The organism is Bradyrhizobium sp. 191 (assembly GCF_023100985.1).
In the GTDB taxonomy this organism is placed as follows: Bacteria; Pseudomonadota; Alphaproteobacteria; order Rhizobiales; family Xanthobacteraceae; genus Bradyrhizobium; species Bradyrhizobium diversitatis.
In genome coordinates this window covers 7,250,720-7,276,098 of the sequence record NZ_CP064692.1, presented here as the reverse complement: position 1 = coordinate 7,276,098, position 25,379 = coordinate 7,250,720, and the positions used below count along the sequence as shown (strand labels likewise).

Genomic DNA, 25,379 nt, shown 5'->3' with positions numbered 1-25,379 from the left:
TTTCACCGGGCCTTCACCGGCCGGTTGGCATGGCTCGTCTGCGGTACACCGCGATTGAGCGACATGTGCGAATGCACGCACAGCCAACCATCGCCATTTCGGGAAAACACCATCGTGGCGCGGCCGGGCCGCGCAAACGCGCTGCCGTCGGGATGATAGCCCGTGCTCGTCCACGGCGCGATCACAGTCGCCATCGCGCCATCGGCAGATGCCAGAACGGAAGTCTGCTCGATGACGAAGCGGAAATCGGTCGTCTTCGGCCAGACGTTGTTCCACTGCGTCGAGACCCACTGATCAAGGCCGGGGATGACATCGTTGTGCGTGCCGAAGGCGAGCACGTCCGGATGGAAAAGCGGCCGCGCCGAAGCGTAGTCGACCTCGCGGACATAGCCCGCGAAGGTCTCCAGCCACTTGCGGAAGAACTGCGTGATCTCCGCGTCAGCAATCGGCAGGGAGGTCATTGGCCGGATCATTCACCGTAGCGCCGACCACACGATGAGGCCGAGGATCAGCACCGTCAGCGAGTATTTCAGCGTGTAGTAGACGTTGCGATTCCACTCCTTGACCTTGCGGCTGGCGAGATGGATCTCGTAGAGCTTGCCGAACATCTTGTTGAGCACGCCGACATTCTCGCCCTCGACGTTCTGAGTCGCCGACGCCTTGACGATGTGATGGCTGACCCAGCGGTTGATCGCGGTCATGAAGCCGTACTTCATCGGACGCTCGACGTCGCAGAACAGGATGATGCGGTTGACGTCGGTCGCATTCTCGGCGCTGTGGATGAAGGTCTCGTCGAACATGAAGGCCTCGCCGTCGCGCCAGACGCATTCGACGCCGTCGACGAGAATCCGGCACTTGTTCGAGTTCGGGGTGACCAAGCCGAGATGGTAGCGCAGCGAGCCCGCGAAGGGATCGCGGTGGGCACCGAGCTTGCCGCCCGGGGGCAGCATCGCGAACATCGCGCCGTGCACGCTCGGGATCGCGTTCAGGAGCTCCACCGTCTTCGGGCACAGCGTGCGTGCCGAGGGCAGGAAGTCGTCGTACCATTTCAGGTAAAACCGCTTCCAGCCGCTCTTGAAGAACGAGTAGAAGCCCCAATCGTTGTTCTTCGCCGCGGCGCGAATGAAGCCTTCGTCGAACAGGCGCACCGCCTCGTCTCGGATGGTCTCCCAATTCTCGCTGAGGGGCTTCAGCTCCGGAAACTGCTCGACCGGGATCACCGGCTTGTTCGGCACGGCCGAGCCGGCGTACATCAGCACGTTGTAGGGCGCGAGATAGGTCGAGTGATCGCCGAGTTGGCGCGCGAAGCGCAGCCGTTGCTTGCCGCGGAAGTGAACGTAAATCGTCGAGGCCGACAGCACATAAAGAATGACAAGTTGCGGCGCAAAAAGCTGTTTCAGCATTTCCCCAGTTCCCAAGTGAACCCAGCCGGGGACGTCATCTACTCCGGCCGGGCCCGAGCGACAAGATATTCACCGGAGGGTTGCAATCACGCTGGGGAGAGCGTTCGGCCGGGAACTCGGGGTTGAAAGGGCCGGAACCGGCCGAATCAAGCCCGCGACAGCGCCTGCAGCCCCTTGAAGGTCAGGCGTTTGGGATCGGTGACGCCGGCCAGGTAGAGGCGGCGGATGAAGGCGATGACGGCCTCGCGGTCGCAATCGGTCAGCGCGACGACGGCGTCGACCGCGATCTTCTGGGCTTCCATTGGGCTCACCTCGGCTTTGCAGTAACCCCGGCCGAGACAGGCTAGGACTCATCCGTTAAATCGGCGTTAACCGTTTTGGAACCCTCGCCGATTCAGCCGGGCCGCCGTATACGCAAAACAACGCATTGCGGGGGCGCGAAGCAGCTCAGCGCGCCTTGATGCTCTTCTTCAGCAGCGCAAACTGCTTCTTCAGCCGGGGCACCGCGAAGTCGGTGAAGGCCTGCACCTTCGGCACCGAGAGCCGGCCCTGCGGGCAGATCAAATGCGCGGGCATCTCCGGGTCCTCGTCGCCGGCCAGGACGATCTCGAGCTCGCCGCGCGCGACCTGTTCGGCGACCTGGTACGAATACATCCGCGCCACGCCCCGCCCGGCGACGGCGGAGGCCACTGCCGCATAGGTGCTGTTGACGACGAGCCGCGGGGTGAACTGCACCGAGCGCGGCACCGATGAACCCGCCTGTGGCGCGAAGGTCCAGGAATTGGGCAGATGCGCCATGGCGACGATCTGGTGCTTGGCGAGATCGCCGGGCTCGGCGATGCGCGGATGCTGCTTCAGATAGCGTGGCGCTGCCACCACGACGCGGCTGATCTCTCCGACCCGCATGCCAATCATCGCCGAATCCGCCAAGGGACCGATGCGAAGCGCGACGTCGATCCCCTCCTCGATCAGATTGACCGCGCGATCGAACAGCAGGAGCTTTGCCGACACGGTGGGATAGGCATCGAGAAACGCATCCAGAATCGGCCGCAAGACCATCTCCCCCGAGACCACGGGAGCCGTGATCGTGAGCAGGCCGCGCGGCGCCGTAAGCGGTCCGGCCGCGATGTCGTCGGCTTCCTCCAACTCGGCGAGCACACGGCGGCAGATCGCGGCATAGCGCTCCCCCTCCTCGCTCAGCTTGATCGAGCGCGTGGTCCGGTGCAGCAGTTCGGCGCCCACGCGTTCTTCCAGAAAGGCGATGGCCCGGCTCACCGCCGCCGGCGAGCGGCCGAGTTTGCGTCCTGCGGCGGCCAAGCTGCCTTCGTCCACGGCCAGGACAAACACTTTCATCGCATCCAGACGATCCATTCCCTTCCCGTCTTGCTCTGAGCTTCCGCTCGCAGGCTAGGCGTTCGCCGCAACCTCGACAACTACCGCCGTGCGCCGGCCCCGCATTCGTTCGCGCGGCGAAAGGGTGTGTGCCGGACAGCGGCTATTCGCGACCGGGCCGCCGCGGCGTACCTCAGCACGCAAGCCAGCCGCTGCTGGCGCAGATCTCAAAGCCAACAACAGGAGCCCATCATGGGTATCGAGCAGAAGGTCGCCATCGTCACCGGTGCATCGCAGGGTATCGGCGCCGCATTGGTGCAGGGCTTTCGCGATCGCAACTACCGCGTCGTCGCGACGGCGCGCTCCATCAAGCCGTCCAGCGACGATGATGTCCTCGCCGTTCCCGGCGACATCGCCGACCGTTCCACTGCCGAGCGCGTCGTCTCGCAAGCGATCGCCCGCTTCGGCCGGGTCGACACGCTGGTCAACAACGCCGGCATCTTCGTCGCAAAGCCGTTCACGCAATACACGGCCGAGGACTATGCGGCGGTGATGGGAACGAACGTCGCGGGCTTCTTCAACATCACGCAGCTCGCCATCGCCGAGATGGAGAAGCAGGGGTCCGGCCACGTGGTGCAGATCACGACCACGCTGGCGGATCAAGCCAATTCCAACGTGCCATCCGTGCTGGCCTCGCTGAGCAAGGGCGGGCTGAACGCTGCGACCAGATCGCTCGCGATCGAGTACGCCAAGCGCGGCATCCGCGTGAACGCGGTCTCACCCGGCATCATCAAGTCGCCGATGCATCCGGTCGCGACGCATGCGCAGCTCAGTGCGCTGCACCCGGTCGGCCACATGGGCGAGATGTCCGACATCGTCGATGCGGTCCTCTATCTCGAGGGGGCCTCCTTCGTCACCGGCGAAATCCTGCATGTCGACGGCGGCCAGAGCGCCGGCCATTGAGACGAGGAGAAGCACGATGCCCATCGTCACCATTCAAGTCACCCGCGAGGGAACGACGCCGGAAGCGGCGTCGCTCACTGCGGAGGAGAAGGCCGCGCTGATCAAGGGATCGAGCCAGCTCCTGCTCGACGTGCTCGGCAAGCCGCTCGATTCCACCTTTGTGGTGATCGAGGAAGTGGACACCGACAATTGGGGCTGGGGCGGCCTGCCGGTGCAGGAATTCAGGCGCCGCCGCGCCGCCCGATGATCCACGCCCCCTCGCGCAGGAGGATGACATGACCAACGCAGACACGAAGCGACATCTCGAGACCCATCCGCAACCGCGGCCGGGCTCGGCCTCACGAACAACCTGGCGGTATGCCGTGGCGGGTTTGTCCGCATCGCTGGTCGGGCTTGGCCTCGCCCGCTTCTCCTACACGCCGCTGATCCCGGCTTTGATCGCCGCAAAATGGTTCAGCGCATCCGACGTCGTCTATCTCGGCGCTGCGAACCTCGCCGGCTATCTCGCCGGCGCGCTCGCAGCACGAGCGCTTGCCACCCGCATCGGCGCGGTCCGCGCGTTACGGGCGATGATGCTGCTCGCCACCCTCTCCTTCCTCGCCAGTTCGGCCCCGCTGTCGTTCAGCTGGTTTTTCGCGTGGCGCTTCCTCGCCGGCCTCACCGGCGGCATCATCATGGTGCTGGCGGCGTCCGTCATTCTGCCACATACATCGGCCGCACGGCGCGGCATCGTCGGCGGTGTGATCTTCGCAGGCGTCGGCCTCGGCGTCGCGGCATCGGGCACGCTGGTGCCATTGTTGCTGCAACAGGGTTTACAGCAGAGCTGGTATGGCCTCGGCATGCTGTCCGCCTTGCTCACGCTCGCGAGTTGGTGGAACTGGCCTGCTGAGATCAAGGCCGATACTGCGCCTTCGCATCCAGCCAAACCTCATCGCGTCTCGCCGGCCGCCCGCGCGCTGCTGGTTCAGTACGGCCTCAACGCCGTGGCGCTGGTGCCGCACATGGTCTTTATCGTCGACTTCGTGGCGCGCGGCCTTGGCCAGGGCATTGCCGCGGGATCGCGCTATTGGGTGCTGTATGGCCTCGCCGCGATCGTCGGCCCGTTGATCACCGGTCATGTCGGTGACCGCTCGGGTTTCGGCCCGGCCCTGCGCGCGGCCTTCCTGATCGAGGCGGCAGCCGTGCTGCTGCCAACCGTCAGCACCGCGCCGGTTTCATTGATCGTGTCGAGCGTCGTGGTCGGCGGCTTCACGCCAGGCATCGTACCGCTGGTGCTGGGTCGCATCCATGAGCTCGTGCCTCACTCCAGCCTACAGCAACGCGCGATATGGAGTCATGCCACCACCAGCTTTGCGCTGTTCCAGGCGACCGCCGCTTACGGCTTCTCCTGGATCTACGCCCAGACGGGCGGCGACTACCTGTTGCTGTTCGGCCTCGGCGGCGGCGCAGCGGTGCTGGCGCTCGCGATCGATCTTGGGTTCGCGCTCACCACACGCAAGGCATAGAGGCGATCAGCGGCGCGATCAGGAATATTGCATCACACCGTCGTCGATCCGGCCGAAGCGCAGGGAGACGATGTCGAGCGCGTAGTTCTGGTGCAGCCGCCACGGCCGCTTGGAACCCTGCTTCGGCAGTTTTGCCACCGAGCGCTGCACGTAGCCCGAGGTGAAATCGAGCGAGGGCTGCGCGGTGATCTCGGGGTCGTCATTGTGCGGCATGCATTGACGGAAATTATGCCGGTCCATGTAGTTGATGAGCCGGCAGACATATTCGCAGGTGAGATCGCATTTCAGCGTCCAGGATGCATTGGTGTAGCCGAACGCCGAGGCCATGTTGGGCACGTCGGCATACATCATGCCCTTGTAGGTCAGCGTATTGGCGAAATCGACGGCGCGGCCGTCGACGCTGACCTCGAGACCGCCGACGACCTGGAGCACCAGCCCGGTCGCCGTCACGATGATGTCGGCCGCAAGCTCGCTTCCGTCCTTCAGACGGATACCGTCGCGGGTAAACGTGTCGATCTCGCTGGTGACGACGGAGGCGCGCTGCTCGCGGATCGCCTTGAACAGATCGCCGTCGGGAACAAGGCATAGCCGCTGGTCCCAGGGATTGTAGCGCGGCGTGAAATGGGTGGCGACGTCATAGCCGGGGCCGAGCGCCATCTGCACGCCTTTGAGGATAAGGTCCTTCACCTTGGCCGGACGGCGCCGACTGAGCTGGAAGAAGAACATCCCCCACATCACGTTGCGCCAGCGGATCAGATGATAGGCGAGCCGCGCCGGCAAATTGCGGCGCAGCTTGTTGGCGAGGGGATCCTGCGCCGGGCGCGACACCACATAGGTCGGCGAGCGCTGGAGCATGGTGACCTGCGCCGCTGTCTTGGCGAGTTCCGGCACGAGGGTCACCGCTGTGGCGCCCGAGCCGATCACCACGACACGCTTGCCCGCGTAGTCGATGTCCTCGGTCCACTTCTGCGGATGCACGATGCAGCCGGCGAAATCCGCCGTGCCCTTGAACTCCGGCGTGTAGCCCGCTTCGTATTTGTAATAGCCCGAGCACAAGAACAAGAAATTGCAGGTGAACCGCACGAGCTCGGTCGCGCCCTCGCCCGAGATGCGCTCGGCCTCGACGGTCCAGCGTGCATCAGGCGTCGACCACGACGCGCGCTTGACGCGATGGCGGAAGCGGATGTGCCTGTCGATGCCGTTCTCGGCCGCGGTCTCGCGCACATAATTCAGGATCTGCGGTCCGTCGGCGATCGCCTTCGGATCCGTCCACGGCTTGAAGGAGTAGCCGAGCGTGAACATGTCGCTATCGGAGCGGATGCCGGGATAGCGGAACAGGTCCCAGGTACCGCCGATGCATTCGCGCCCCTCGAGGATGACGTAGCTCTTGGTCGGACACCTGGTCTGCAAATGATAGCCCGCGCCGATGCCCGACAGGCCGGCACCGACGATGAGGACGTCGACATGTTCTGGTTGCATGGTTTCCTCCGCCGCCGGGGAGTGTCCGCCCGCCGCTGCTGGCCGTCAATCCGCAATCAGCCGTGCAGCAACTAAAAGGCGAACCGAATTCCATGCCCCGAAAACAACGAAGCCCCGGATCGCTCCGGGGCTTCGCGTCGAGATCGATCGAACCAGCATCAGTACCGGTAGTGGTCCGACTTGTACGGGCCTTCCTGCTTGACGCCGATGTAGTCGGCCTGATCCTTGCGCAGTTCGGTGAGCTTGACGCCGATCTTGGCGAGGTGCAGGCGCGCGACCTTCTCGTCGAGCGTCTTCGGCAGCACGTAGACCTTCTTCTCGTACTTGCCGTCCTTGTTGTTGGCGAACAGCTCGATCTGCGCCAGCGTCTGGTTGGTGAAAGACGCCGACATCACGAAGGACGGATGGCCCATGGCGTTGCCGAGGTTCACGAGGCGGCCTTCCGACAGCATGATGATGCGGTGCTTGTCGGGGAATTCGATCTCGTCGACCTGCGGCTTGATGTTGGTCCACTTCAGATTGCGGAGCGCCGCGATCTGGATCTCGTTGTCGAAGTGACCGATGTTGCAGACGATGGCGCGATCCTTCATCGCGCGCATGTGCTCGATGGTGATGATGTCCTTGTTGCCGGTGGCGGTGACGAAGATGTCGGCGCGGGGCGCGGCGTCTTCCATGGTCACGACCTCGTAGCCCTCCATCGCGGCCTGCAGCGCGCAGATCGGATCGACTTCCGACACCATGACGCGGCAGCCGGCCTGGCGCAGCGAGGCCGCCGAGCCCTTGCCGACGTCGCCGAAGCCGGCGACCATCGCGACCTTGCCCGACAGCATCACGTCGGTACCGCGGCGGATGCCGTCGACTAGCGATTCACGGCAGCCATAGAGGTTGTCGAACTTCGACTTGGTGACGCTGTCGTTGACGTTGATCGCGGGGAACAGGAGCGTGCCCTTGTTGGCCATCTCGTAGAGGCGATGCACGCCCGTGGTGGTCTCTTCGGAGACGCCCTTGATGTTCTTGGCGATCTCGCCGAAATAGCCCTTCGGCTTCTCCTTGAGGAGGCGCTTGACCAGCGCGTAGAAGATCTCTTCTTCCTCCGAGCCCGGCTTGTCGAGGAAAGCGGTGTCGCCCTTCTCGGCGCGGACGCCGGCATGCACCAGCATGGTGGCATCGCCGCCGTCATCGAGGATCATGTTCGGCGTGCCGCCGCCATGCCAGTCGAACAGCTTTGCGGTGTAGTCCCAGTACTCGGTCAGCGTCTCGCCCTTGACGGCGAACACCGGAATGCCGGCGGCGGCGATCGCGGCCGCGGCGTGATCCTGCGTCGAATAGATGTTGCAGGAGACCCAGCGGATGTCGGCGCCGAGCGCTGCCAGCGTCTCGATCAGCACCGCGGTCTGAATGGTCATGTGCAGCGAGCCGGCGATGCGCGCGCCCTTCAGCGGCTGCTTTGGGCCGTACTCCTCGCGGGTGGCCATCAGGCCGGGCATCTCGGTCTCAGCGAGCGAGATCTCCTTGCGGCCGAAATCGGCGAGCGAAATGTCCTTGACGATGTAATCGGTGAAGCCGGGCTTCGCGTTCATAGGGGGTTCCTGTTTGTTGGCTGGTCATTCCGGGACGCTCGTGAAACGAGCGAACCCGGATGACGCAAGAGAACTAGAACTAGAGTGCGCGCTTGAGCGGCTCGACGAGATCGGTCTTCTCCCAGGAGAAGCCGCCCTCGTTGTCGGGCGTGCGGCCGAAATGCCCGTAGGCAGACGTCCGCGCGTAGATCGGGCGGTTGAGGTCGAGATGGCTGCGGATGCCGCGCGGCGTGAGATCCATCGCCTGCGCCGCCGCCTTCTCGAGCTGATCCTCCGACACCTTGCCGGTGCCGTGGGTGTCGATGTAGATCGACAGCGGACGCGCGACACCAATGGCGTAGGCGAGTTGGAGCGTGCAGCGGTCGGCAAGACCGGCCGCGACGATGTTCTTGGCGACGTAGCGCGCAGCGTAGGCCGCCGAGCGGTCGACCTTGGTCGGATCCTTGCCGGAGAACGCGCCGCCGCCGTGCGGGGCCGCGCCGCCATACGTGTCGACGATGATCTTGCGGCCGGTCAGGCCGGTGTCGCCGTCGGGACCGCCGATGAAGAACTTGCCGGTCGGATTGATGTGCCAGATCGTCTTCGGCGTGATCCAGTCCCTTGGCAGCGCTTCGCGCACATAGGGCTCGACGATGTCACGGATTTGCTTGGAGGTGAGGTCCTCGACCAGATGCTGGTGCGAGACCACGATCTCGCGCACGGCGACCGGCTTGCCGTTCTCGTACTGCACGGTGACCTGGCTCTTGGAATCCGGGCCCAGCACCTTCTCCTTGCCGGAGTGACGGGCTTCGGAGATCAGGCGCAGGATCTTGTGGGCGTAGAAGATCGGCGCCGGCATCAGGTCGGGCGTCTCGTTGGTGGCGTAACCGAACATGATGCCCTGGTCGCCCGCGCCTTCTTCCTTGACCTCGCCCGGCTGAAGCGCATCGACGCCCTGGGCGATGTCGGCCGACTGCGGATGCAGGAGGATCTCGATGTCGCAGGTCTTCCAGTGAAAGCCCTCCTGCTCGTAGCCGATGTCCTTGATCGCGCCCCGGACGACGCTCTCGATCTGCTCGTTGGTCACCGACTCCGGACCGCGGGTCTCGCCGGCGATCACCACCTTGTTGGTGGTTGCGAGCGTCTCGCAGGCGGCGCGGATGGCCCACGGATCGATGCCCGCCTTCGGCCCTTCGCGATAGAACAGGTCGACGATCTCGTCGGAGATCCGGTCACAGACCTTGTCCGGATGGCCCTCGGACACGGACTCGCTGGTGAAGAGATAGGACGCGCGCATCAGTAACCCCTTGTTCCGCCGCTAGCCGGCGGGCGTTTGCGATGTTTACCTTTAATGATGTCAATCACGCCGGCGCGAGATGACGTAGGATTCGTCGAGAAACCAGAGCCCATTGTACTTTCGAAGCACGTCCCTGGCGGCGTCCAGGGTGCGGCTGTTTTGAGTCATTTCCGTCAACCGGTCGTCCTCAATCTGAGCGACATACACTGCCGCATTCCACGCTGCAAAGGCCGTCGAGGTTCCGATAGTGCCCGTGACCTCGTTGGGCAGAGCTTCCATATCATACCTGAAGATCGAACGGTTGTCCGCGTAGGCATTAAAATTTAAGTCGCGGCCCACCGATCCAAGTTCATACTTAACTGCGCGCAATAGCTCATGACGGCTCACTGAGAAAGGGTTTTCTCCCGGCCAGATCGCCTGGATCATTTCCATGCCCGGATCCTGGCCGTGGGAGTGGATTCCGATCAGCCGCCCCCCCGGTCGAAGCGCCCGCGCCAGGGGGGCAATGATGCGCTTGGCCCGGAAATTGACCGAGGACAGGGCCCGGTAGGGCTGGGAAGCGATGACGAGGTCGAAATTGGCCTCGGCCTGGCCCGGCCGCGGAATGGTCGCATCCAGAAGAAACCTGTGGTCCTCGCGATAGAGCACGAGGACGACGGGCCGCTCGTAGAGCGGCATGGCGGTGCGGGGGCTGATCGCGGCGCGCCAGTTCTGCTCCAGGAATGGCCTCAGCTCCGCGATCTGCTGCTCGAACTCGCCCGACGAAGCGCCGCGGAGCGGCACCTCGTGCCAGACGGTAGCGGCCGCCGCAGCCGGCGATGCCGGCGTGAGCCAGGGCGCCTCCGCGTAAAACATGTTGGTGAAGACGAATACCGATGCCGGATGCTCGAAAATGCGATCCGGCACCTTTTCCAGGGTCAGGCGCAGGTCCTCCAGACTGAGCTCCTTGCCGGCGACATAGAACGGCATGTGCGGAAAGCGCTGATGCGTTGCGCGCAGCACCCGCGCCAGCACCGTGCCGTCGCCGACGCCGGCATCGAACAGGCGCAAGGCCGGCGGGCGCGGATGGATGGAGGCCAGTTCCAGCGCGACCCTGTCTGCGATCACTCGCTTTTCGCTGCAGGTGTGGACGAACAGCAGGTATTTCTGGCGGTTCTCGAAGAACCGGAAATTGCCGCGTGGATCGCGCTTTTCGGGCGGGACCTGAAGTCCCCGCGGCGGCGGCATGCCGCCGGCGATCGATGCGGCCATATAGGCCTGGATCCGCTCCAGGGTGTCGATGGTGATGCGTTTTCCCTCGCGCAGGCGATGCACGAGCTTCCCATCATTCACCGCGCGCCGGCCGAACGTCGATTCCGCCATGTCCGCCTTGCGGCAGAACTCCGTGATCTGGCTCAGGATTTCGTCGTTCTTCATGAAGTGGGACACAGTGGGCAGGTAGGTTGGGTTCTGTGTCCTAGCAAATTCTGCCCACTCGGGGAATAGCGCATATGTCCGGCGCCTCGATCCGTCCGCGGCGAGCCGCCGCTGATGGGCTACGCGACCGCGCCAGGAGAGGTTCCACCCGACGGCGAAGGCGCGAGCTCGCGGTGCTCCGCCGCTCTCGCGCCAACTCGGCACGCCGGGCGTGGAGGCGCAGAAGATGTTGAGGCGGGTGCGGGCTGAGGTTGATGTCGGCCACGAAGAACAATCAGGTGCCGTGGTCGAACTCGTCGCTGCTGGGGGAGGTCGATCGGGCGGAGCGGTGAGATGCTCTCGTGCCCCGGACGCAGCGCAGCGCCTCTTCAGCGGTGCGCTGCAGAGCCGGGGCCCATATCTCCGAAGAGCAAGTCGAGCAGCATGGATCCCGGCTCTGCGCAGCAACGCAAGAGCGTTGCAGCGCGTCCGGGACATGCGTGAGCCTTAGCTGCGGAGACTTACTGGCCCCACACTTCCTTCGCGATCTCGACCGCAAGGCTGAGCTTGGCCCATTGCTCCTCCTCGGAGAGGACGTTGCCCTCTTCCGTCGAGGCAAAGCCGCATTGCGGCGAGAGTGCGAGTTGCTCCAGCGGGGCGAACTTGGCGGCTTCTTCCAGGCGGCGCTTGATGTCGTCCTTCTTCTCGAGCTCACCGAACTTCGAGGTGATGACGCCGACCACGACGACCTTGTTGCCCTTGGGCAGGAAGCGAAGCGGCTCGAAGCCGCCGGCGCGGTCGCTGTCGTATTCGAGGAAGTAACCGTCGTAATTGGTGCCGGCGAGCATGGTCTCGGCCACCGGCTCGTAGCCGCCCGAGGAGATCCAGGTGGAGCGGAAATTACCGCGGCAGACATGCGTCGTCACCACCATGTCGGCTGGCTTTTCGGCCAGCGCATAGTTGATGATGCGCGCATAGATCTGCTGGAGACCATCCGGGTTGTCGCCGCGCTCACGCGCCTTCTGCAATTCGTCCTGCGAGCAGAGATAGGCCCAGACGGTATCGTCGAACTGGAGATAGCGGCAGCCGGCGTCATAGAAGGCCTTCAGCGCCTTGCGATAGGTCTTGCCGAGATCCTCGTAGAACGCATCGAGATCGGGATAGACGTCCTTGGAGATCGACTTGCGGCCGCCGCGGAAGTGGAGCACCGCCGGCGACGGGATCGTCATCTTGGCGGTAACGTGGGCCTGGTCTGCGTATTTCTTCAGGAAGCGGAAGTGATCCAGCATCGGGTGGTTGTCGGGGAAATCGAGCTTGCCGATGACGCGGACCGCATCGTGGCGGGTTTGCACGCCCGCGAACTGGATGCCGGTGTCGGGGTGGAACAGCTCGCAGCCGGTGAGCTTGGCCAGGAAGTCGAAATGCCACCAGGAGCGGCGGAATTCGCCGTCGGTCGCGAGCTTCAGGCCAATCGAGGCCTGCTTGTGCACGACCTTCTCGATCTCCAAATCCTCGATCTTGCGCAGATCGTCGGCCGAGATCTCGCCCTTCTCGAGCCTGGCGCGCGCCTCCTTGATCTTGGCCGGACGCAGGAGACTGCCGACCTCGTCGGCGCGGAAAGGGGCTCTGGTTCGCTGCATTTTTGTTTCTCCCGAAATTTCAGTCAGCGCTCGTTGTACTCCTTCTCCCCGCAAGCGGGGAGAAGCGAAGAAATCAGTGGACCGCTGCCCCTGCGACGCCGAGGTGGCGTTCCAGGACCGAGGGATCGGCCTTCAGCGCGGCACTCGGGGCGTCGTGGACGATCGTTCCGCGCTCCAATATCACAACGCGGTCGGCGAGCCCCAGAATCTTTTGGGCATTTTGCTCGACGATGATCGAGCAGATGCCGCCCGCCCGGGTGATGGTCCCGATCGCCTTGAGCAGCTCCTCGACGATAATGGGGGCGAGGCCCTCGGTCGGCTCGTCCAGCAGCAGGACTTTCGGGTTGAGGGTCAGCGCGCGGCCGATCGCCAGCATCTGCTGCTCGCCGCCGGAGAGCTGGTTGCCAAAGTTGCTGCGCCGTTCCTTCAGCCGCGGGAACATCTCGTAAACCTTCTCGACGGTCCAGGGACCGGGCTGCTCCACCGCCGTCATGTTCTCTTCCACCGTCAGCGAGCGGAAGATGTTGCGCTCCTGCGGCACCCAGCCGATGCCGGCGCGGGCCCGCTGGTCGGGACGCAGCGTCGTGACGTCGGCGCCGGCGAGCGCGATGCTGCCTGCGAAGCGGCGGGTGACGCCGACGATGGAGTTGATCAGCGTGGTCTTGCCGGTGCCGTTGCGGCCGAGCAGCGCCAGCACCTGGCCCTCGGCGAGGCGCAGGGACATGTTGGGCAGGACCACCGCCTCGCCATAGCCGGCGCGCAGGGAATCGATCGCGAGCAGGTCAGACATTGACCGCCTCCTCGCCGAGATAGACAGCCTTCACCTGCGGATCGCGCGCGACCTGCTCGGGTGCCCCCTCGGTGAGCAGCGCGCCCGAGACCAGCACCGAGATGCGGTCGGCGAAGGAGAATACGAGATCCATGTCGTGTTCGATCAGGAGCACGGTGACGTCGCGCGGCAGGCTGCCTACGACGGCGAGAATGTCATGGCGCTCGCTTTCGGGCACTCCGGCGGCGGGCTCGTCGAGCAGCAGCACGCGCGGCTTGGCGGCGATTGCGACCGCAATCTCGAGCAGGCGCTGCTTGCCGTAGGGCAGCGTCACGGTCTGTTCGTTCATGACGTCGAGCAGGTGGAAGCGCGCCAGCAGCTCGGCAATCTCGTCATTGACGTCATTGCGCGTGCCCATCCGTCGCCACCAGTCGCCGCCATGGCCGAGACGCTCGGAAACGGCAAGGCCGATGGTCTCGAGCGGGGTCAGGTCGGGATAGAGCTGGTTGATCTGGAAGGTGCGCGACAGGCCGCGCAGCACGCGCTTGTGCACCGGCAGATCGGTGATGTCCTGGCCTTCGAGCAGGATGCGGCCCGAGTTCGGCTTGAGCACCCCGGTGAGCTGGTTGATGACCGTGGTCTTGCCCGCGCCGTTCGGGCCGATCAGCGCGTGGCGGGCGCCCTGCTCGATCCTCAAGGACAAATCGCGGGTGACGCGCAGGCCGCCGAACTGCTTTTCGAGATTCTTCGTTTCGAGCGCGATGGTCATGCGTCGCTCTCCGGCACGGCGACGACGGCCTTGCGCCCGGCGACCTGCTTGATGATCAGGTTGGGTACGTAGAGCACCCAGCGATGCAGCCGCTGGCGGCCGACCAGAACGATCACGACCAGCACGAGCCCGATCCAGAACTGCCAGTATTGCGGCGTGATGGTCGAGAACAATTCCTGGAGCATGCGGAACACCACCGCGCCGATCAGCCCGCCATAGAGATAGCCGGTGCCGCCGATCACGAGCACCAGCATCAGGTCGGCGGATCGCTCGAAAGCGAACACATCGAGCGAGGCGATCGCAGTGGTCTGGGTGAACAGCGCGCCCGCGATGCCGGCATAGAACGCAGCCAGCGTGTAGATCGCGACCAGGCGGCGGTTGACCGGAATGCCGATGGCGGCGGCCCGGAGCGGATTGTTCTTGATCGCGCGCAGCGACAGGCCGAACGGCGAATGCACGACACGGCGGGCGAACAGGAACAGCAGGAACAGGACAGCCAGCGAATAGAAGAAGCCGGCCTTGCCGAACATGTCGAAGGGGATCACGCCGAAGATCGGCTGCATCTCGATGCCCTGCAGGCCGTCGGTGCCGCCGGTGATGTTGGAGAAGCGCTCGGCGAGCGCCTCCAGCAGCAGGGCGATGCCGAGCGTCACCATCAAACGCGTCAGGTCGACGCCGCGGATCACCAGGAAGCTGGTGGCAAAGCCGAGCACCATCGCGGCAAGACCGGCGACGACCAGCGCCAGCACGGGCTCGGTGACGATGCCATGAAGCGCAAGGAGTCCCGCGGCATAGGCGCCAACGCCGAAGAACGCGGCATGGCCGAGCGAGACGATGCCGGCATAGCCGAGGATCAGGTCGAGCGACATCGTGAACAGCGCGAGCCGCAGGATGTCGGTCATGATCAGATAGCGGTTGGGAAAGGCGAAGCCGCAGGCCAGCACGATCAGCCAGAAGGCGACTTCACCGTAGTGCCACCGCGCGTGGCGCTGGGCGTGATAACCGACGTCGGACGAAGCGCTCATCGGCGAACTCAACGCGCGGCCGTGCGGCCGAACAGGCCGTTCGGGCGCCAGATCAGGATCACGATCATCATGGTGTAGATCACGAACGGCCCCATCTTCGGCACGTAATATTTGCCGGCGACGTCGCCGATGCCGAGCAGGAGCGAGGCCAGGAACGGGCCGGTGATCGAAGAGGAGCCGCCCACGGTGACCACGATCAGGAAGTAGATCATGAACTTCAGTGGAAAATATGGGTCGAGGCCGAGGATCTCGGCGCTGAGCGCGCCGCCAAGGCCGGCGAGCCCGCATCCGAAGGCGAAGGTGAAGGCGAACACCTGCGGCACGTTGATGCCGAGGCCGCTCGCGGCGCGCGGGTCGTCGACCGCGGCGCGCAGGCGGCTGCCGAAGCGCGTCTTGGCCAGCACCATCTGAAGCGCGATGGTGAGCAGGCCGCAGATCACGATGATCATCAACCGGTAGCGGCCGATGCCGACGCCGAACAGGTCGAACTGGCCCTGGAGCGCGGCCGGCAAATTGATGAAGACGCGCGAAGAGCCCTGGATGTAGTCGACGGCCGCCACCGACATGAAGGTCAGGCCGATCGTGAACAGAACCTGGTCGAGATGGCTGCGCGCATAGAGGTGGCGGTACAGCGTGCGTTCGAGCACAATACCGATTGCAGCCGAAGAAACGAAAGCGAGCGGCAGGGCGGCGAAGAATGGCCAGCCCATCCGGTTGACCAGCACCATGCAGACATAGCCGCCGGCCATGGCGAAGGCGCCATGGGCGAGATTGACGAAATTCATCAGGCCGAGCGTGACCGCGAGCCCGCAGGCGAGCACGAACAGCAGCATGCCGTAAGCAACGCCATCGAACAGGTTGGTGAGGATTGCGGTCATTGTCTCAGCTTGGAGTTGGTCGTCATGGCCGGGCTCGTCCCGGCCATCCACGTTCTTGTCCGGGCCGCCGCGTGGATGCCCGGGTCAAGCCCGGGCATGACGCTGGAGCAAGCGGCATGAGATCCCGGTTTCGCGCTAATGCGCGCTCCGGGATGACGCGCTTTCGCGCGTCACTTCTTGGTCTTGCCGAGGTCCTTGACGGCTTCGAAGGTCGCGAACTCGACGTTGTAGAGCTCGCCGTCGACCTTCTCGACCTTGCGGATGTAGATGTTCTGCACGATGTCACGGGTCTCGGGATCGATCGAGATCGGGCCGCGCGGGCTTTCCCACTTCATCCCCTTCATGGCCTCGACAAGCTTGGTGCCGTCCGTGTCGCCGCCGGTCTTCTTCAGCGCCTCGTAGATCAGATGGATGCCGTCATAGCCGCCCACGGCCATGAAGCCCGGACGGTTGCCGAAGGCCTTCTTGTAGGCTGCGACGAAATCCTTGTTCGTCTGCGAGGGATGCGCCGCAGAATAGAGGTGCGCGGTGACGGTGCCGAGCACGGCATCGCCCATGTTGTTGAGCAGGTCGTCGTCGGTGACGTCTCCGGGCCCGATCACCTTGATGCCGGCCTTGTCGAGGCCGCGCTCGGCATACTGTTTCATGAAGTTGCCACCCTGGCCGGCCGGCACGAACACGAAGATCGCATCGGGCTTGGCGTCCTTCATGCGCTGGAGGAACGGCGCGAAGTCAGGATTTTGCAAGGGCGTCTTGACCTCTTCGACCACCTCACCACCGCCCGCGGTGAAATGCTGCTTGAAGAAGTTGAGCGCGTCATTGCCCGGCGCGTAGTCCGAAGTCAGCGTCGCGACCTTCTTGATGCCGTTCTTCACCGCCCAGTCGCCGATGATGGTCGAGGACTGCGCCAGCGTGAAGCTGGTGCGCACGATGTAGGGCGAGCGCTCGGTGATGATGGAAGTGCCGGCCGCCATCACGACTTCCGGAATCTTGGCCTGCGTGGCGAGCGGCGCGGCAGCAAGCGCGGCTGGAGTCACGCCGAAGCCGGCGATGAAATTGACCTTGTCGTTGACGATCAGCTCCTGCGCGGCGGTCTTGGTCTTGTCCGGGATCGCAGCATCGTCCTTGACGATGATCTCGATCTTCTTGCCGGCGACGGTGTCGCCCTTCTGCTGCATGTAGAGCTTGATCGCGTTCTCGATCTGCTTGCCGGTCGAGGCTTGGCCGCCGGTCATCGGCAGGATCAGTCCGATCTTGACGCTGTCCTGGGCCTTCGCAGGCGCGAGGCCGGCAAGGCCTGCAATGGCCGCAACCGCGGCGGCCCAAGTCGCCTTATGCGACAGTTGTTTGCGTTCGAACATCAGATGTCCCTCCCCTTTATTCCTGACCGTTGTGCCCTGGACCGAGTGCCCGGCCCTTGCCTTCACCTTAGCTGCCGCAAGTGCTCGGCGGCGCCACATGGGCGTCTTTCGCGCCCTGCTTGTCAATCGGACGTTCGGCGGCCCTTCGGCACAGCCCGAGTGTCCAGAAGACCGATCGACTGGACGCGGTGCCACCGCATCGGAGTAGCTCGAGCACCGCCTTCATTTGTACGAATGTACAAACAAAATGGACTTGTCAACGAAAACCCCTGCCCGCGGACCAAGCCATGTTGTCGCGAGCCTCACACCAAGTCCAGAAATGCGAAGGATCGCGTGCATGGAGGATTTCGCCTTTCTTTTGCAGAATCTGTACATCCACGCGCCTCACTCGGGCGCAACTCGGTAACAAATTACCTACCTCGAATAAGTCTATTTTACCTTGTTGAAGGCTACGCTTCTTCCTGCCGGCCAGAACTGGCGTCCAATCACCGAACGCGCGCACCATGCCCAAGACTCTTCGTTCCGCCCTCGTCCTCGTTGCGCTCGCCGCGGGGCTGTCCGGCTGCGGGACGGTCAACGAAAAACTCTCCGCCGGCATGGGCGACTACGTCCCGCAATGGGCCGGCGGCCTGCCCGCCGATGCTCCGCCGCGACCGGGCACGCCGCAATACGACGCCTACATGAAGGAACGCGAACGCAAACGCCTGCTGCCGGCCGCGGATCGCGAGAAGGAAGAACAGGCCCAGAAGGGCGCAGCGGGGACGATATCGGGCAACGCGGTGCGTTGAATCGTCATTCCGGGGCGCCTCGAAGTGGCGAACTATGGTGCGCAATTGCGCACCTGAGAATCTCGAGATTCCGGGTTCGATGCTGGCGCATCGCCCCGGAATGACTCCCACGATCAATCCACGAACACCACCGTCTTGCGGCCGTTGAGGATGACGCGATCGTGGAGATGGTAGCGGATGGCCCGTGCCAGCACGCGGCGCTCGATGTCCCGGCCCTTCCGGACCAGATCCTCAGGCGTGTCGCGATGGCTGATGCGCTCGACGTCCTGGTCGATGATCGGGCCCTCGTCGAGGTCGCGCGTGACGTAATGCGCGGTGGCGCCGATCAGCTTGACGCCGCGCTCATGGGCCTGGTGATAGGGCTTGGCGCCCTTGAAGCCAGGCAGGAACGAGTGGTGGATGTTGATGCAGCGCCCCGACAGCTTTGCCGACAGATCGTCGGACAGGATCTGCATGTAGCGGGCGAGCACCACCAGATCGGTCTTTGTCTTGCCGACGAGGTCCATGATCTGCGCTTCCTGCTCGCGCTTGGTCTCCTTGGTCACGGGCAGATGGTGGAACGGGATGCCGCCGAAATCGAGCCCGGAATAGACTTCGCGCGGATGGTTGGAGACGATCGCGGTCGGAATCATCGGCAATTCGCCGGTGCGCCAGCGATAGAGGATGTCGACCAGGCAGTGGTCGGATTTCGACACCAGCAGCATCACCTTGCGATGCGCGGCGCGGTCCCGCATCTGCCACTCCATGCCGAAACGCTCGGCGATCGCGGCAAAGCCGGTCTGCAGCGCCGACAGTTCCACGGCAAGATCGGCCGCGGTGAACACCACCCGCATGAAGAACTTCTCGGTCTCGACGTCGTCGAACTGCTGGGCGTCGAGGATGTTCTGTCCGTTGTGGGCAAGGAACGTCGACACCGCCGAGACGATGCCGGGGCGATCCGGACAGGACAGGGTCAGGACATATTGATGGTCGGGCATGTTGATGAACAGGCTTGATTCTTGATGAAGGTTTGTGCAGCGGAACTATCCGCGATTTGCGCCCTGCTCTAGCACCGACCCCGCCCTTGCGCCAATCCCGGGCGCAGAGTCAGGATGAACGGACGATTGCAATCCATGATCGGAGCATACCCATGGCCGACCGCTTGAACGGCTACCGCATCTTAATTCTGGAAACGCGGGAGGAGGCGCAGTTTTCGAAGCTTCTGGCCGAGCAAGGCGCCGAGGTCGTGCAATGTCCGATGTTCACCATCCATGATGCGCCGGACCCGGCTCCGGTGGAGGCCTGGATCCGGCGTGCCATCGACCAGCCCTTGGACGATCTCGTGCTGATGACGGGCGAAGGCCTGCGTCGGATCATGAAGCTCGCCGGCGGACGCGGGCTCGACACCGCCCTTGTCGCGGCACTCGCCAAAGCGCGAAAATTCACTCGCGGCCCGAAACCCGGCAAGGCGCTGCGCGAGATCGGTCTCGAGGCGCAGCAGACCACGGAGAAGCCGACCACCGAGGGGGTGATCGAGATGCTGGCCAGGCTCGACCTGAAAGGACGACGCCTCGGTCTCCAGCTCTATCCTGACAAGGACCACGGCGCGCTGACCGGCGCGCTGGCCGCGCGAGGCGCCGCCGTCGATACTGTGCTGCCCTATGTCTACGATTCCAAGGCAGCGGATGCGAACATCGTCGCCGCCATCGACGACATGGCCGAGGGGCGGATCGATTCCATTGCGCTGACCAATCTCGGCCAGGTCCGCCGCCTGATCGAGGCGGCGAAGGCGTATGGCGCCGAAGCAAAACTGCGTACAGGCCTCGAACGGACGTTGATCGCCTCGGTGGGGCCGGCGGTCTCTGGTGAACTCGCCGCGCACGGTCTGCGCACGGACGTCTCGCCGGCGGATGAAGCCTATTTCATGCGTCCGCTGATCTCGGCGATGGCCGCGGCGCTGGCGGAGCGGAAACCGGCCGCGACCAGATAAGAGCTGAGCGCGGGAGCGCGCATGCGGCCGCTCTGATTGACACGCGCGTCGGCGGCCCTACGTTGCGGGAAATGAAAAGAAACCACACGGGCCAGGGAATCGCCGTGACACGCGCCATCGCGTCTTGAACACAGCCGCACGACGTTCTGCGCTCGCGCCGTTCCGCATCCGCAATTACCGCTTTCAATGGCCATCGGATCTGCTCACATCCTGGGCCTTCGAGGTCGAGACACTGGTGCTCGGCTGGTACATCATTGTCGAAACCGGCTCGGTGCTGCTGCTCACCGTGCTTGCTTCACTCCAGTTCGTCGGAACACTGGTCGCGCCCGTGTTCGGCATGATCGGCGATCGCATGGGCCATCGCGATCTCCTGGTCGCGATGCGTCTTGCCTATACGGCGCTGTCGTCGACCATCATGGTCCTGGCGCTGACTGGTCTCCTGTCGCCGCTGAGCGTCATGATCATCGTCGCGATCATGGGCCTGATCCGCCCTTCGGATCTCGGCGTCCGCGGCGCGCTGCTTGCCGAGATCATGCCGGCCGGGCAGCTGGTCGGCGCCATCAGCGTCGCGCGCACGACCCAGGACAGCGCGCGCATCGCCGGGGCGTTGACTGGCGCCGGGCTGTTCACCGTCCTTGGCATTGGGCTCGTGTATATGGCGATCGCCGGGCTCTACCTCATGGCTGCGCTTCTGATGCTCTGCCTGACACGGCCGGAAAGGTCGGTCACCACCGGCAATCTCCCGGCGAACGGCCACGCGGTTTCGAGATTGCTGGGCGACCTGAAGGAAGGCGTCGTCTATGCCTGGAACGGCCCGGGAATGCTCGCGGCGCTGTGCGTCGCCTTCCTCGTCAATCTCACCGCATTTCCCTTCACGGGCGGATTGTTGCCCTACATCGCGCGGGAGATCTTTCACACCGACCAGACCGGCCTCGGTTATCTCTCGGCGAGCTTCGCCGTCGGCTCGCTGATCGGCTCCGTCACGCTCAGCCTGGTCAGTGGCGTGCGCATTGCCCGGCTTCTGATCGGCGCGACGCTGGCCTGGTACGCCATGCTGCTGGTCTTCGTCGAGGTCAGGACCATGCCGGTGGCGATGGCCTGCCTCGTTCTCGCCGGCATCGCCCAGAGCATGTCGATGATCTCGGCCGCCGTCATTCTGATGCGCACCGCGAGCGCACATCTGCGAGGCCGCGTCATGGGCGTGCGCATGATGGTCATCTATGGCTTGCCGATCGGACTGCTCGCAGCCGGCAGCCTGATCGACGTCATCGGCTATTCCGCGACGGGCTCGCTCTATGCCGCCGCGGGCTTCTTCGCGATGCTGGCGATCGCGGTGCGTTGGCGCGCCGACCTCTGGCCTGTGCACGCCCCCGCCAATGCGAGCTAGAGCCCCGTTCCGATGAATCGGAACGGGCCATAGATTCTCGTTTCGACGCGCTTTCTTGACGCGAGCCGGTATCCACTTCGCTCGAAAACGCTCTAATCCCCATAGCCGCGCAGCCGCTCGATATCGAGGATGGTGACGCCGCCATATTCCAGCCGCAGCAGCCCCTCTTTCTCCAGCCGGTTCAGCGCGCGGTTGGCGTTCTGGCGGGACATGCCGGAGAGCGCCCCGATCTCCTCCTGGGTGATCTCCAGATGCGCGGTCGATTCGGGATAGAGGATCGGATTGAACAGCGAGGCGATGCTGCGGGCGAGGCGCGCGGTGGCATCCAGGGTGCGGTTGACCTCGAGCATGCCGATGAACTGGCCGAGCCGCTCGTTGAGCTGACGCACTAGAAAGCGGTTGAAGCCGACGCTGTTCTCGAACAGCCACATGAATGCACTGCGCTCCATCAGTGCGACGCGGCTGTCGCGCAGCGCGACCACGTCATAGCGGCGCGGCTCGTTCTTGAGCACGCTGCCCTCGCCGAACCAGGCCCCTGCCGTCAGCCCGGCAAGGCTGGTCTCCTTGCCGTCGCGCGAGACCCCGCCCATACGTGCCAGGCCGCTCACCATGCCGGCCCAATAGGCAAAAATGTCACCGCGCATGAACACGGTCTCCCCGGTGCCGTAGGACCGCTCCGTGATTCCGGCACGCGCGACCTCGATCTCCGCTTGCGTGAGCTCGCGCGACCAGGCGGCGACGCGCTTCAGATGATCTTCTGAAATCATGATCTGGCGGCCAGCCGCACGATTTCGTCACTCCGCTTTCTGCTGCATTGCAACATGATGGTATCGACCGCCATTCGACCAAAGATGAACGCCGCAGCGGGCCCGCAAACTTTGTCGCAGAATTGTCAGCCCGGAGACATTTCAAAATAGCGCTTTCCCCTATTGAGGACCACCTCGGGCGATACGGCTTTCGATCCCAAACGGGAACGAGAGTACGCGGCTCCGGTCGAGACCATCTGATGCATGGCCTCACCGTCACCGCCGTACTAGGATCGCTCGACAGAACGGACGAAGAGCGCCGCTGAAATGCGCCATGACCGGGAGGGATTCGTTTGGTGGCTACCAGTCTTGAAGTGCGCGGCGTGTCCTTGCGATTCGGCGGTGTTCGAGCGCTGACCGACGTCGGCTTCGCCATTCGGGAGGGCGAGCTGTTCTCGATCATCGGCCCCAACGGCGCCGGCAAGACCTCGATCGTGAACTGTATTTCCGGTCGCTACAAGCCGACCGAAGGCCAGCTCTTCTACCAAGGCCGCGACATCACCGGTTTGACGCCGAATGCCCGCGCCTCGCTCGGCATCGGCCGCACCTTCCAGAACCTGGCGCTGTTCCACCATATGAGCGTGCTCGACAACATCATGGTCGGCCGCCATCACCTCCTGAAGAACAACTTCCTCACGGGCTCGCTGTATTGGCTCACCGGCGCGCGTAAGGAAGAGCTCGAGCACCGCCGCAAGGTCGAGGAGATCATCGACTTCCTCGACCTGCAGTCGGTGCGCAAGGCGACCGCAGGCACGCTCTCCTACGGCCTGCGCAAGCGTGTCGAGCTCGCGCGCGCCATGGCGCTGGAACCGCGTCTCATTCTCCTCGACGAACCCATGGCCGGCATGAACTTCGAGGAGAAGGAGGACATGGCCCGCTACATCGTCGATCTCAACGAGGAGTTCGGGATGACGGTGGTGATGATCGAGCACGACATGGGCGTGGTGATGGACATCTCCCATCGCGTCATGGTGCTGGATTTCGGCAAGAAGATCGCAGAAGGCGATCCGGCCACCGTGCTCGCCGATCCCCACGTCAAGCGCGCCTATCTTGGCGAGGAGGACGAGGTGCTGGTCGATCCCGACGACGCGCCGCCGGCGCAGGAGAGCGCGGCATGACGGACTATGCAGGCCGCGTCGCGCAGGCCGACACTTATCCGAAGATGCTCCGGCTCAATGCCAGGGAGCACGGCAACGAGATCGCTTTGCGGGAGAAGGATCTCGGGCTCTGGCGCATTTTCACCTGGAACGACTACCAGACAAGGGTGCGCGATTTCGCCCTCGGCCTGGTCGAACTCGGCCTTGGCCGCGGTGATGTCATCGGCATCATCGGCGACAATCGGCCGGACTGGGTCGCGGCGGAAGTCGCGACCCACGCGATCGGTGGACTGAGCCTCGGGCTCTATCGCGACGTGCTGGACGAGGAGGCCTCCTATCTCCTCAACTATGGCGAGGCGCAACTCGTCTTCGCCGAGGACGAGGAGCAGGTCGACAAGCTTCTCACCCTTGCCGAGCGCGCTCCCAAGCTGAAGCACATCATCTATTCCGATCCGCGCGGGATGCGGAAATATGACGACCCCCGGCTGATGTCGGCGGAGAAGTTTGCCGAGCTCGGCCGGGCGCGTGCTGCGCGGGAGCCGGAGCTCTACGACAGGCTGGTCGATGCCACCAAGGGCGAGGACGTCGCGATCCTCTGCACGACGTCAGGCACCACCTCGCATCCGAAACTCGCGATGCTCGCGGCCGGGCGCGTGCTCGGCCATTGCGCGACCTATCTCGCCTTCGATCCGAAGGGACCCGATGACGAATACGTCTCGGTGCTGCCGCTTCCCTGGATCATGGAGCAGGTCTACGTGCTCGGCAAAGGCCTCTTGTGCCGGATGAAGATCAACTTCGTCGAAGAGCCCGACACCATGATGAACGATCTGCGCGAGATCGCGCCGACCTTCGTGCTCTTTGCCCCACGTGTCTGGGAATCGATCGCGGCCGACGTCCGCGCCAAGGTGATGGATGCGACGCCCTTCAAGCAGCGCCTGTTCGACATCGGCATGAAGAGCGGCCTCGCCGCACTCGAACAGGGCAAGCGCTCCGGTTTTGCCGACGCGATCCTGTTCCGCGCGCTGCGCGACCGCCTCGGCTTCACCCGCCTGCGGTCGGCCGCGACCGGCGGCGCGGCGCTCGGCCCGGAAACCTTCAAATTCTTCCAGGCCATGGGCGTGCCGCTGCGCACGCTGTACGGCCAGACCGAGCTGCTGGGGGCCTATACGCTGCATCGCGAGGGCAAGGTCGATCCTGATACGACAGGCGTGCCGATGGCCGACAGCATCGAGATCCGCATCGACAATGCCGACGTCCACGGCGTCGGTGAGATCGTGGTGCGGCATCCCAACATGTTCCTCGGCTATTACAAGAATCCCGAGGCGAGCGTCGCCGACATCAAGGACGGCTGGATGTGCTCCGGCGACGCCGGCTATTTCAATGCCGACCAGCAGCTCGTCGTCATCGACCGCATCAAGGATCTCGCGGAGACTTCGCGCGGCGAGCGCTTCTCGCCGCAATTCATCGAGAACAAGCTGAAATTCTCGCCCTATATCGCGGAGGCCGTCGTGCTGGGCGCCGGCCGCGACGCGCTCGCGGCGATGATCTGCATCCGCTATTCCATCATCTCGAAATGGGCGGAAAAGAATCGGCTCTCGTTCACCACCTACAGCGACCTCGCCTCGCGGCCCGAGGTTTACGCGCTGCTGCAGAACGAGGTCGAGACCGTCAACGCCACGCTGCCGCCGGCCCAGCGCATCTCCCGCTTCCTGCTGCTCTACAAGGAGCTCGATGCCGACGACGGTGAGCTCACCCGGACCAGAAAGGTCCGCCGCAGCGTCATCAACGAGAAATACGAGGGCATCATCGACGCGATCTACCGCGGCGATTTCGACATCCCTGTCGACACCGTGATCCGCTTCCAGGACGGCACCACGCAGCGGGTACGCACCACGTTGCGGGTGGTGGATCTGGGGGTGCATGGGCACATGGCGGAGGCGGCGGAATGAGCCGGGTG

24 protein-coding genes and 1 pseudogene are annotated in these 25,379 nt (G+C 64.2%); 9 read left to right on the top strand and 16 right to left on the bottom strand.

Going from position 1 to position 25,379, the window contains the following annotated elements:
• Positions 1 to 2: 2 nt before the first annotated feature.
• From IVB23_RS34095 to IVB23_RS34080, 4 genes are all read right to left on the bottom strand, one after another.
• Positions 3 to 461 (bottom strand): nuclear transport factor 2 family protein, encoded by a 459-nt coding sequence (locus IVB23_RS34095; RefSeq protein ID WP_247801449.1) that lies wholly within the window; start codon positions 459 to 461, stop codon positions 3 to 5.
• A gap of 12 nt (positions 462 to 473) precedes the next feature.
• On the bottom strand, positions 474 to 1,403 hold the full coding sequence (locus tag IVB23_RS34090) for an aspartyl/asparaginyl beta-hydroxylase domain-containing protein (protein ID WP_247801448.1): 930 nt from the start codon (positions 1,401 to 1,403) through the stop codon (positions 474 to 476).
• 146 nt (positions 1,404 to 1,549) lie between these two features.
• Positions 1,550 to 1,705, bottom strand: a complete 156-nt coding sequence (locus IVB23_RS34085; RefSeq protein ID WP_162832013.1) for a hypothetical protein — start codon at positions 1,703 to 1,705, stop codon at positions 1,550 to 1,552.
• Positions 1,706 to 1,850: 145 nt separating this feature from the next.
• Positions 1,851 to 2,774: a LysR family transcriptional regulator gene (locus IVB23_RS34080; protein WP_247801447.1), complete on the bottom strand. Its 924-nt coding sequence runs from the start codon at positions 2,772 to 2,774 to the stop codon at positions 1,851 to 1,853.
• 213 nt (positions 2,775 to 2,987) lie between these two features.
• On the opposite strand from IVB23_RS34080, the gene IVB23_RS34075 reads away from it, so the two are divergent.
• Genes IVB23_RS34075 through IVB23_RS34065 form a run of 3 tightly spaced genes read left to right on the top strand, consistent with a single transcriptional unit; the run spans position 2,988 to position 5,203 of the window.
• Entirely contained in the window at positions 2,988 to 3,698 is a 711-nt protein-coding gene (locus IVB23_RS34075; RefSeq protein ID WP_061878857.1) for an SDR family oxidoreductase, read from the top strand.
• A 16-nt stretch (positions 3,699 to 3,714) separates the two neighbouring features.
• Entirely contained in the window at positions 3,715 to 3,945 is a 231-nt protein-coding gene (locus IVB23_RS34070; protein ID WP_197966905.1) for a 4-oxalocrotonate tautomerase family protein, read from the top strand.
• A 28-nt stretch (positions 3,946 to 3,973) separates the two neighbouring features.
• Positions 3,974 to 5,203 carry a YbfB/YjiJ family MFS transporter gene (locus IVB23_RS34065; RefSeq protein ID WP_061878855.1) on the top strand — a complete coding sequence of 410 codons (1,230 nt, stop codon included), beginning with the start codon at positions 3,974 to 3,976 and terminating at the stop codon, positions 5,201 to 5,203.
• Positions 5,204 to 5,221: 18 nt separating this feature from the next.
• Here IVB23_RS34065 and IVB23_RS34060 read toward each other — a convergent pair whose 3' ends face one another.
• The 4 genes from IVB23_RS34060 to IVB23_RS34045 form a co-directional block, all read right to left on the bottom strand.
• The gene (locus tag IVB23_RS34060; RefSeq protein ID WP_247801446.1) at positions 5,222 to 6,682 is read right to left on the bottom strand and encodes an NAD(P)/FAD-dependent oxidoreductase; all 1,461 of its coding nucleotides are present in this window, start codon (positions 6,680 to 6,682) and stop codon (positions 5,222 to 5,224) included.
• Positions 6,683 to 6,840: 158 nt separating this feature from the next.
• Positions 6,841 to 8,262 carry an adenosylhomocysteinase gene (gene ahcY / locus IVB23_RS34055; RefSeq protein WP_061878853.1) on the bottom strand — a complete coding sequence of 474 codons (1,422 nt, stop codon included), beginning with the start codon at positions 8,260 to 8,262 and terminating at the stop codon, positions 6,841 to 6,843.
• 79 nt (positions 8,263 to 8,341) lie between these two features.
• A complete protein-coding gene (gene metK, locus IVB23_RS34050; RefSeq protein WP_061878852.1) occupies positions 8,342 to 9,538 on the bottom strand; it encodes a methionine adenosyltransferase in 1,197 nt (398 codons plus the stop codon).
• A gap of 60 nt (positions 9,539 to 9,598) precedes the next feature.
• Positions 9,599 to 10,954 carry a hypothetical protein gene (locus tag IVB23_RS34045; RefSeq protein WP_061878907.1) on the bottom strand — a complete coding sequence of 452 codons (1,356 nt, stop codon included), beginning with the start codon at positions 10,952 to 10,954 and terminating at the stop codon, positions 9,599 to 9,601.
• A gap of 111 nt (positions 10,955 to 11,065) precedes the next feature.
• Between IVB23_RS34045 and IVB23_RS34040 the strand changes: the two are divergent.
• Positions 11,066 to 11,286, top strand: a pseudogene (locus IVB23_RS34040) (caspase family protein); the annotation flags it as partial.
• 168 nt (positions 11,287 to 11,454) lie between these two features.
• On the opposite strand, the gene IVB23_RS34035 reads toward IVB23_RS34040, so the two are convergent.
• From IVB23_RS34035 to IVB23_RS34010, 6 genes are all read right to left on the bottom strand, one after another.
• Positions 11,455 to 12,573, bottom strand: a complete 1,119-nt coding sequence (locus IVB23_RS34035) for a cobalamin-independent methionine synthase II family protein (RefSeq protein WP_061878851.1) — start codon at positions 12,571 to 12,573, stop codon at positions 11,455 to 11,457.
• 73 nt (positions 12,574 to 12,646) lie between these two features.
• Positions 12,647 to 13,363, bottom strand: coding sequence for an ABC transporter ATP-binding protein (locus tag IVB23_RS34030; RefSeq protein ID WP_247801445.1), 717 nt, complete (start codon positions 13,361 to 13,363; stop codon positions 12,647 to 12,649).
• On the bottom strand, positions 13,356 to 14,111 hold the full coding sequence (locus IVB23_RS34025; RefSeq protein WP_247801444.1) for an ABC transporter ATP-binding protein: 756 nt from the start codon (positions 14,109 to 14,111) through the stop codon (positions 13,356 to 13,358). Before IVB23_RS34025 ends, IVB23_RS34030 begins: the two co-directional genes overlap by 8 nt.
• Positions 14,108 to 15,136 carry a branched-chain amino acid ABC transporter permease gene (locus IVB23_RS34020; protein ID WP_247801443.1) on the bottom strand — a complete coding sequence of 343 codons (1,029 nt, stop codon included), beginning with the start codon at positions 15,134 to 15,136 and terminating at the stop codon, positions 14,108 to 14,110. Before IVB23_RS34020 ends, IVB23_RS34025 begins: the two co-directional genes overlap by 4 nt.
• Positions 15,137 to 15,144: 8 nt before the next feature.
• Positions 15,145 to 16,014, bottom strand: a complete 870-nt coding sequence (locus tag IVB23_RS34015) for a branched-chain amino acid ABC transporter permease (protein ID WP_035674417.1) — start codon at positions 16,012 to 16,014, stop codon at positions 15,145 to 15,147.
• A gap of 170 nt (positions 16,015 to 16,184) precedes the next feature.
• Positions 16,185 to 17,375 (bottom strand): ABC transporter substrate-binding protein, encoded by a 1,191-nt coding sequence (locus IVB23_RS34010; protein WP_247801442.1) that lies wholly within the window; start codon positions 17,373 to 17,375, stop codon positions 16,185 to 16,187.
• A 503-nt stretch (positions 17,376 to 17,878) separates the two neighbouring features.
• On the opposite strand from IVB23_RS34010, the gene IVB23_RS34005 reads away from it, so the two are divergent.
• Entirely contained in the window at positions 17,879 to 18,163 is a 285-nt protein-coding gene (locus tag IVB23_RS34005) for a hypothetical protein (protein WP_247801441.1), read from the top strand.
• Between the two features lie 113 nt (positions 18,164 to 18,276).
• Here IVB23_RS34005 and purU read toward each other — a convergent pair whose 3' ends face one another.
• A complete protein-coding gene (gene purU / locus IVB23_RS34000) occupies positions 18,277 to 19,140 on the bottom strand; it encodes a formyltetrahydrofolate deformylase (RefSeq protein WP_197966914.1) in 864 nt (287 codons plus the stop codon).
• Positions 19,141 to 19,292: 152 nt separating this feature from the next.
• Here purU and IVB23_RS33995 point away from each other — a divergent pair, with 152 nt between their 5' ends.
• Entirely contained in the window at positions 19,293 to 20,132 is an 840-nt protein-coding gene (locus tag IVB23_RS33995) for a uroporphyrinogen-III synthase (RefSeq protein WP_247801440.1), read from the top strand.
• A gap of 124 nt (positions 20,133 to 20,256) precedes the next feature.
• Positions 20,257 to 21,519, top strand: coding sequence for an MFS transporter (locus IVB23_RS33990; RefSeq protein WP_247801439.1), 1,263 nt, complete (start codon positions 20,257 to 20,259; stop codon positions 21,517 to 21,519).
• 92 nt (positions 21,520 to 21,611) lie between these two features.
• On the opposite strand, the gene IVB23_RS33985 is transcribed toward IVB23_RS33990, so the two are convergent.
• Positions 21,612 to 22,286, bottom strand: a complete 675-nt coding sequence (locus IVB23_RS33985) for a Crp/Fnr family transcriptional regulator (RefSeq protein WP_028137580.1) — start codon at positions 22,284 to 22,286, stop codon at positions 21,612 to 21,614.
• A gap of 335 nt (positions 22,287 to 22,621) precedes the next feature.
• On the opposite strand from IVB23_RS33985, the gene IVB23_RS33980 reads away from it, so the two are divergent.
• Together IVB23_RS33980 and IVB23_RS33975 are read left to right on the top strand one after the other, a co-directional pair.
• Positions 22,622 to 23,443 (top strand): ABC transporter ATP-binding protein, encoded by an 822-nt coding sequence (locus IVB23_RS33980; protein ID WP_035674435.1) that lies wholly within the window; start codon positions 22,622 to 22,624, stop codon positions 23,441 to 23,443.
• Complete coding sequence (locus IVB23_RS33975) at positions 23,440 to 25,371, top strand: long-chain fatty acid--CoA ligase (protein WP_247801438.1); 1,932 nt, start codon at positions 23,440 to 23,442, stop codon at positions 25,369 to 25,371. Before IVB23_RS33980 ends, IVB23_RS33975 begins: the two co-directional genes overlap by 4 nt.
• The last annotated feature ends 8 nt before the right edge of the window (positions 25,372 to 25,379 follow it).

Excerpts from the sequence above, each read along its gene's own strand:
- IVB23_RS34095 (WP_247801449.1), bottom strand. The coding sequence starts at position 461 with ATGACCTCCCTGCCGATTGCTGACGCGGAGATCACGCAGTTCTTCCGC.
- IVB23_RS34090 (WP_247801448.1), bottom strand. The coding sequence starts at position 1,403 with ATGCTGAAACAGCTTTTTGCGCCGCAACTTGTCATTCTTTATGTGCTG.
- IVB23_RS34085 (WP_162832013.1), bottom strand. The coding sequence starts at position 1,705 with ATGGAAGCCCAGAAGATCGCGGTCGACGCCGTCGTCGCGCTGACCGAT.
- IVB23_RS34080 (WP_247801447.1), bottom strand. The coding sequence starts at position 2,774 with ATGGATCGTCTGGATGCGATGAAAGTGTTTGTCCTGGCCGTGGACGAA.
- IVB23_RS34075 (WP_061878857.1), top strand. The coding sequence starts at position 2,988 with ATGGGTATCGAGCAGAAGGTCGCCATCGTCACCGGTGCATCGCAGGGT.
- IVB23_RS34070 (WP_197966905.1), top strand. The coding sequence starts at position 3,715 with ATGCCCATCGTCACCATTCAAGTCACCCGCGAGGGAACGACGCCGGAA.
- IVB23_RS34065 (WP_061878855.1), top strand. The coding sequence starts at position 3,974 with ATGACCAACGCAGACACGAAGCGACATCTCGAGACCCATCCGCAACCG.
- IVB23_RS34060 (WP_247801446.1), bottom strand. The coding sequence starts at position 6,682 with ATGCAACCAGAACATGTCGACGTCCTCATCGTCGGTGCCGGCCTGTCG.
- ahcY (WP_061878853.1), bottom strand. The coding sequence starts at position 8,262 with ATGAACGCGAAGCCCGGCTTCACCGATTACATCGTCAAGGACATTTCG.
- metK (WP_061878852.1), bottom strand. The coding sequence starts at position 9,538 with ATGCGCGCGTCCTATCTCTTCACCAGCGAGTCCGTGTCCGAGGGCCAT.
- IVB23_RS34045 (WP_061878907.1), bottom strand. The coding sequence starts at position 10,954 with ATGAAGAACGACGAAATCCTGAGCCAGATCACGGAGTTCTGCCGCAAG.
- IVB23_RS34035 (WP_061878851.1), bottom strand. The coding sequence starts at position 12,573 with ATGCAGCGAACCAGAGCCCCTTTCCGCGCCGACGAGGTCGGCAGTCTC.
- IVB23_RS34030 (WP_247801445.1), bottom strand. The coding sequence starts at position 13,363 with ATGTCTGACCTGCTCGCGATCGATTCCCTGCGCGCCGGCTATGGCGAG.
- IVB23_RS34025 (WP_247801444.1), bottom strand. The coding sequence starts at position 14,111 with ATGACCATCGCGCTCGAAACGAAGAATCTCGAAAAGCAGTTCGGCGGC.
- IVB23_RS34020 (WP_247801443.1), bottom strand. The coding sequence starts at position 15,136 with ATGAGCGCTTCGTCCGACGTCGGTTATCACGCCCAGCGCCACGCGCGG.
- IVB23_RS34015 (WP_035674417.1), bottom strand. The coding sequence starts at position 16,014 with ATGACCGCAATCCTCACCAACCTGTTCGATGGCGTTGCTTACGGCATG.
- IVB23_RS34010 (WP_247801442.1), bottom strand. The coding sequence starts at position 17,375 with ATGTTCGAACGCAAACAACTGTCGCATAAGGCGACTTGGGCCGCCGCG.
- IVB23_RS34005 (WP_247801441.1), top strand. The coding sequence starts at position 17,879 with ATGCCCAAGACTCTTCGTTCCGCCCTCGTCCTCGTTGCGCTCGCCGCG.
- purU (WP_197966914.1), bottom strand. The coding sequence starts at position 19,140 with ATGCCCGACCATCAATATGTCCTGACCCTGTCCTGTCCGGATCGCCCC.
- IVB23_RS33995 (WP_247801440.1), top strand. The coding sequence starts at position 19,293 with ATGGCCGACCGCTTGAACGGCTACCGCATCTTAATTCTGGAAACGCGG.
- IVB23_RS33985 (WP_028137580.1), bottom strand. The coding sequence starts at position 22,286 with ATGATTTCAGAAGATCATCTGAAGCGCGTCGCCGCCTGGTCGCGCGAG.
- IVB23_RS33975 (WP_247801438.1), top strand. The coding sequence starts at position 23,440 with ATGACGGACTATGCAGGCCGCGTCGCGCAGGCCGACACTTATCCGAAG.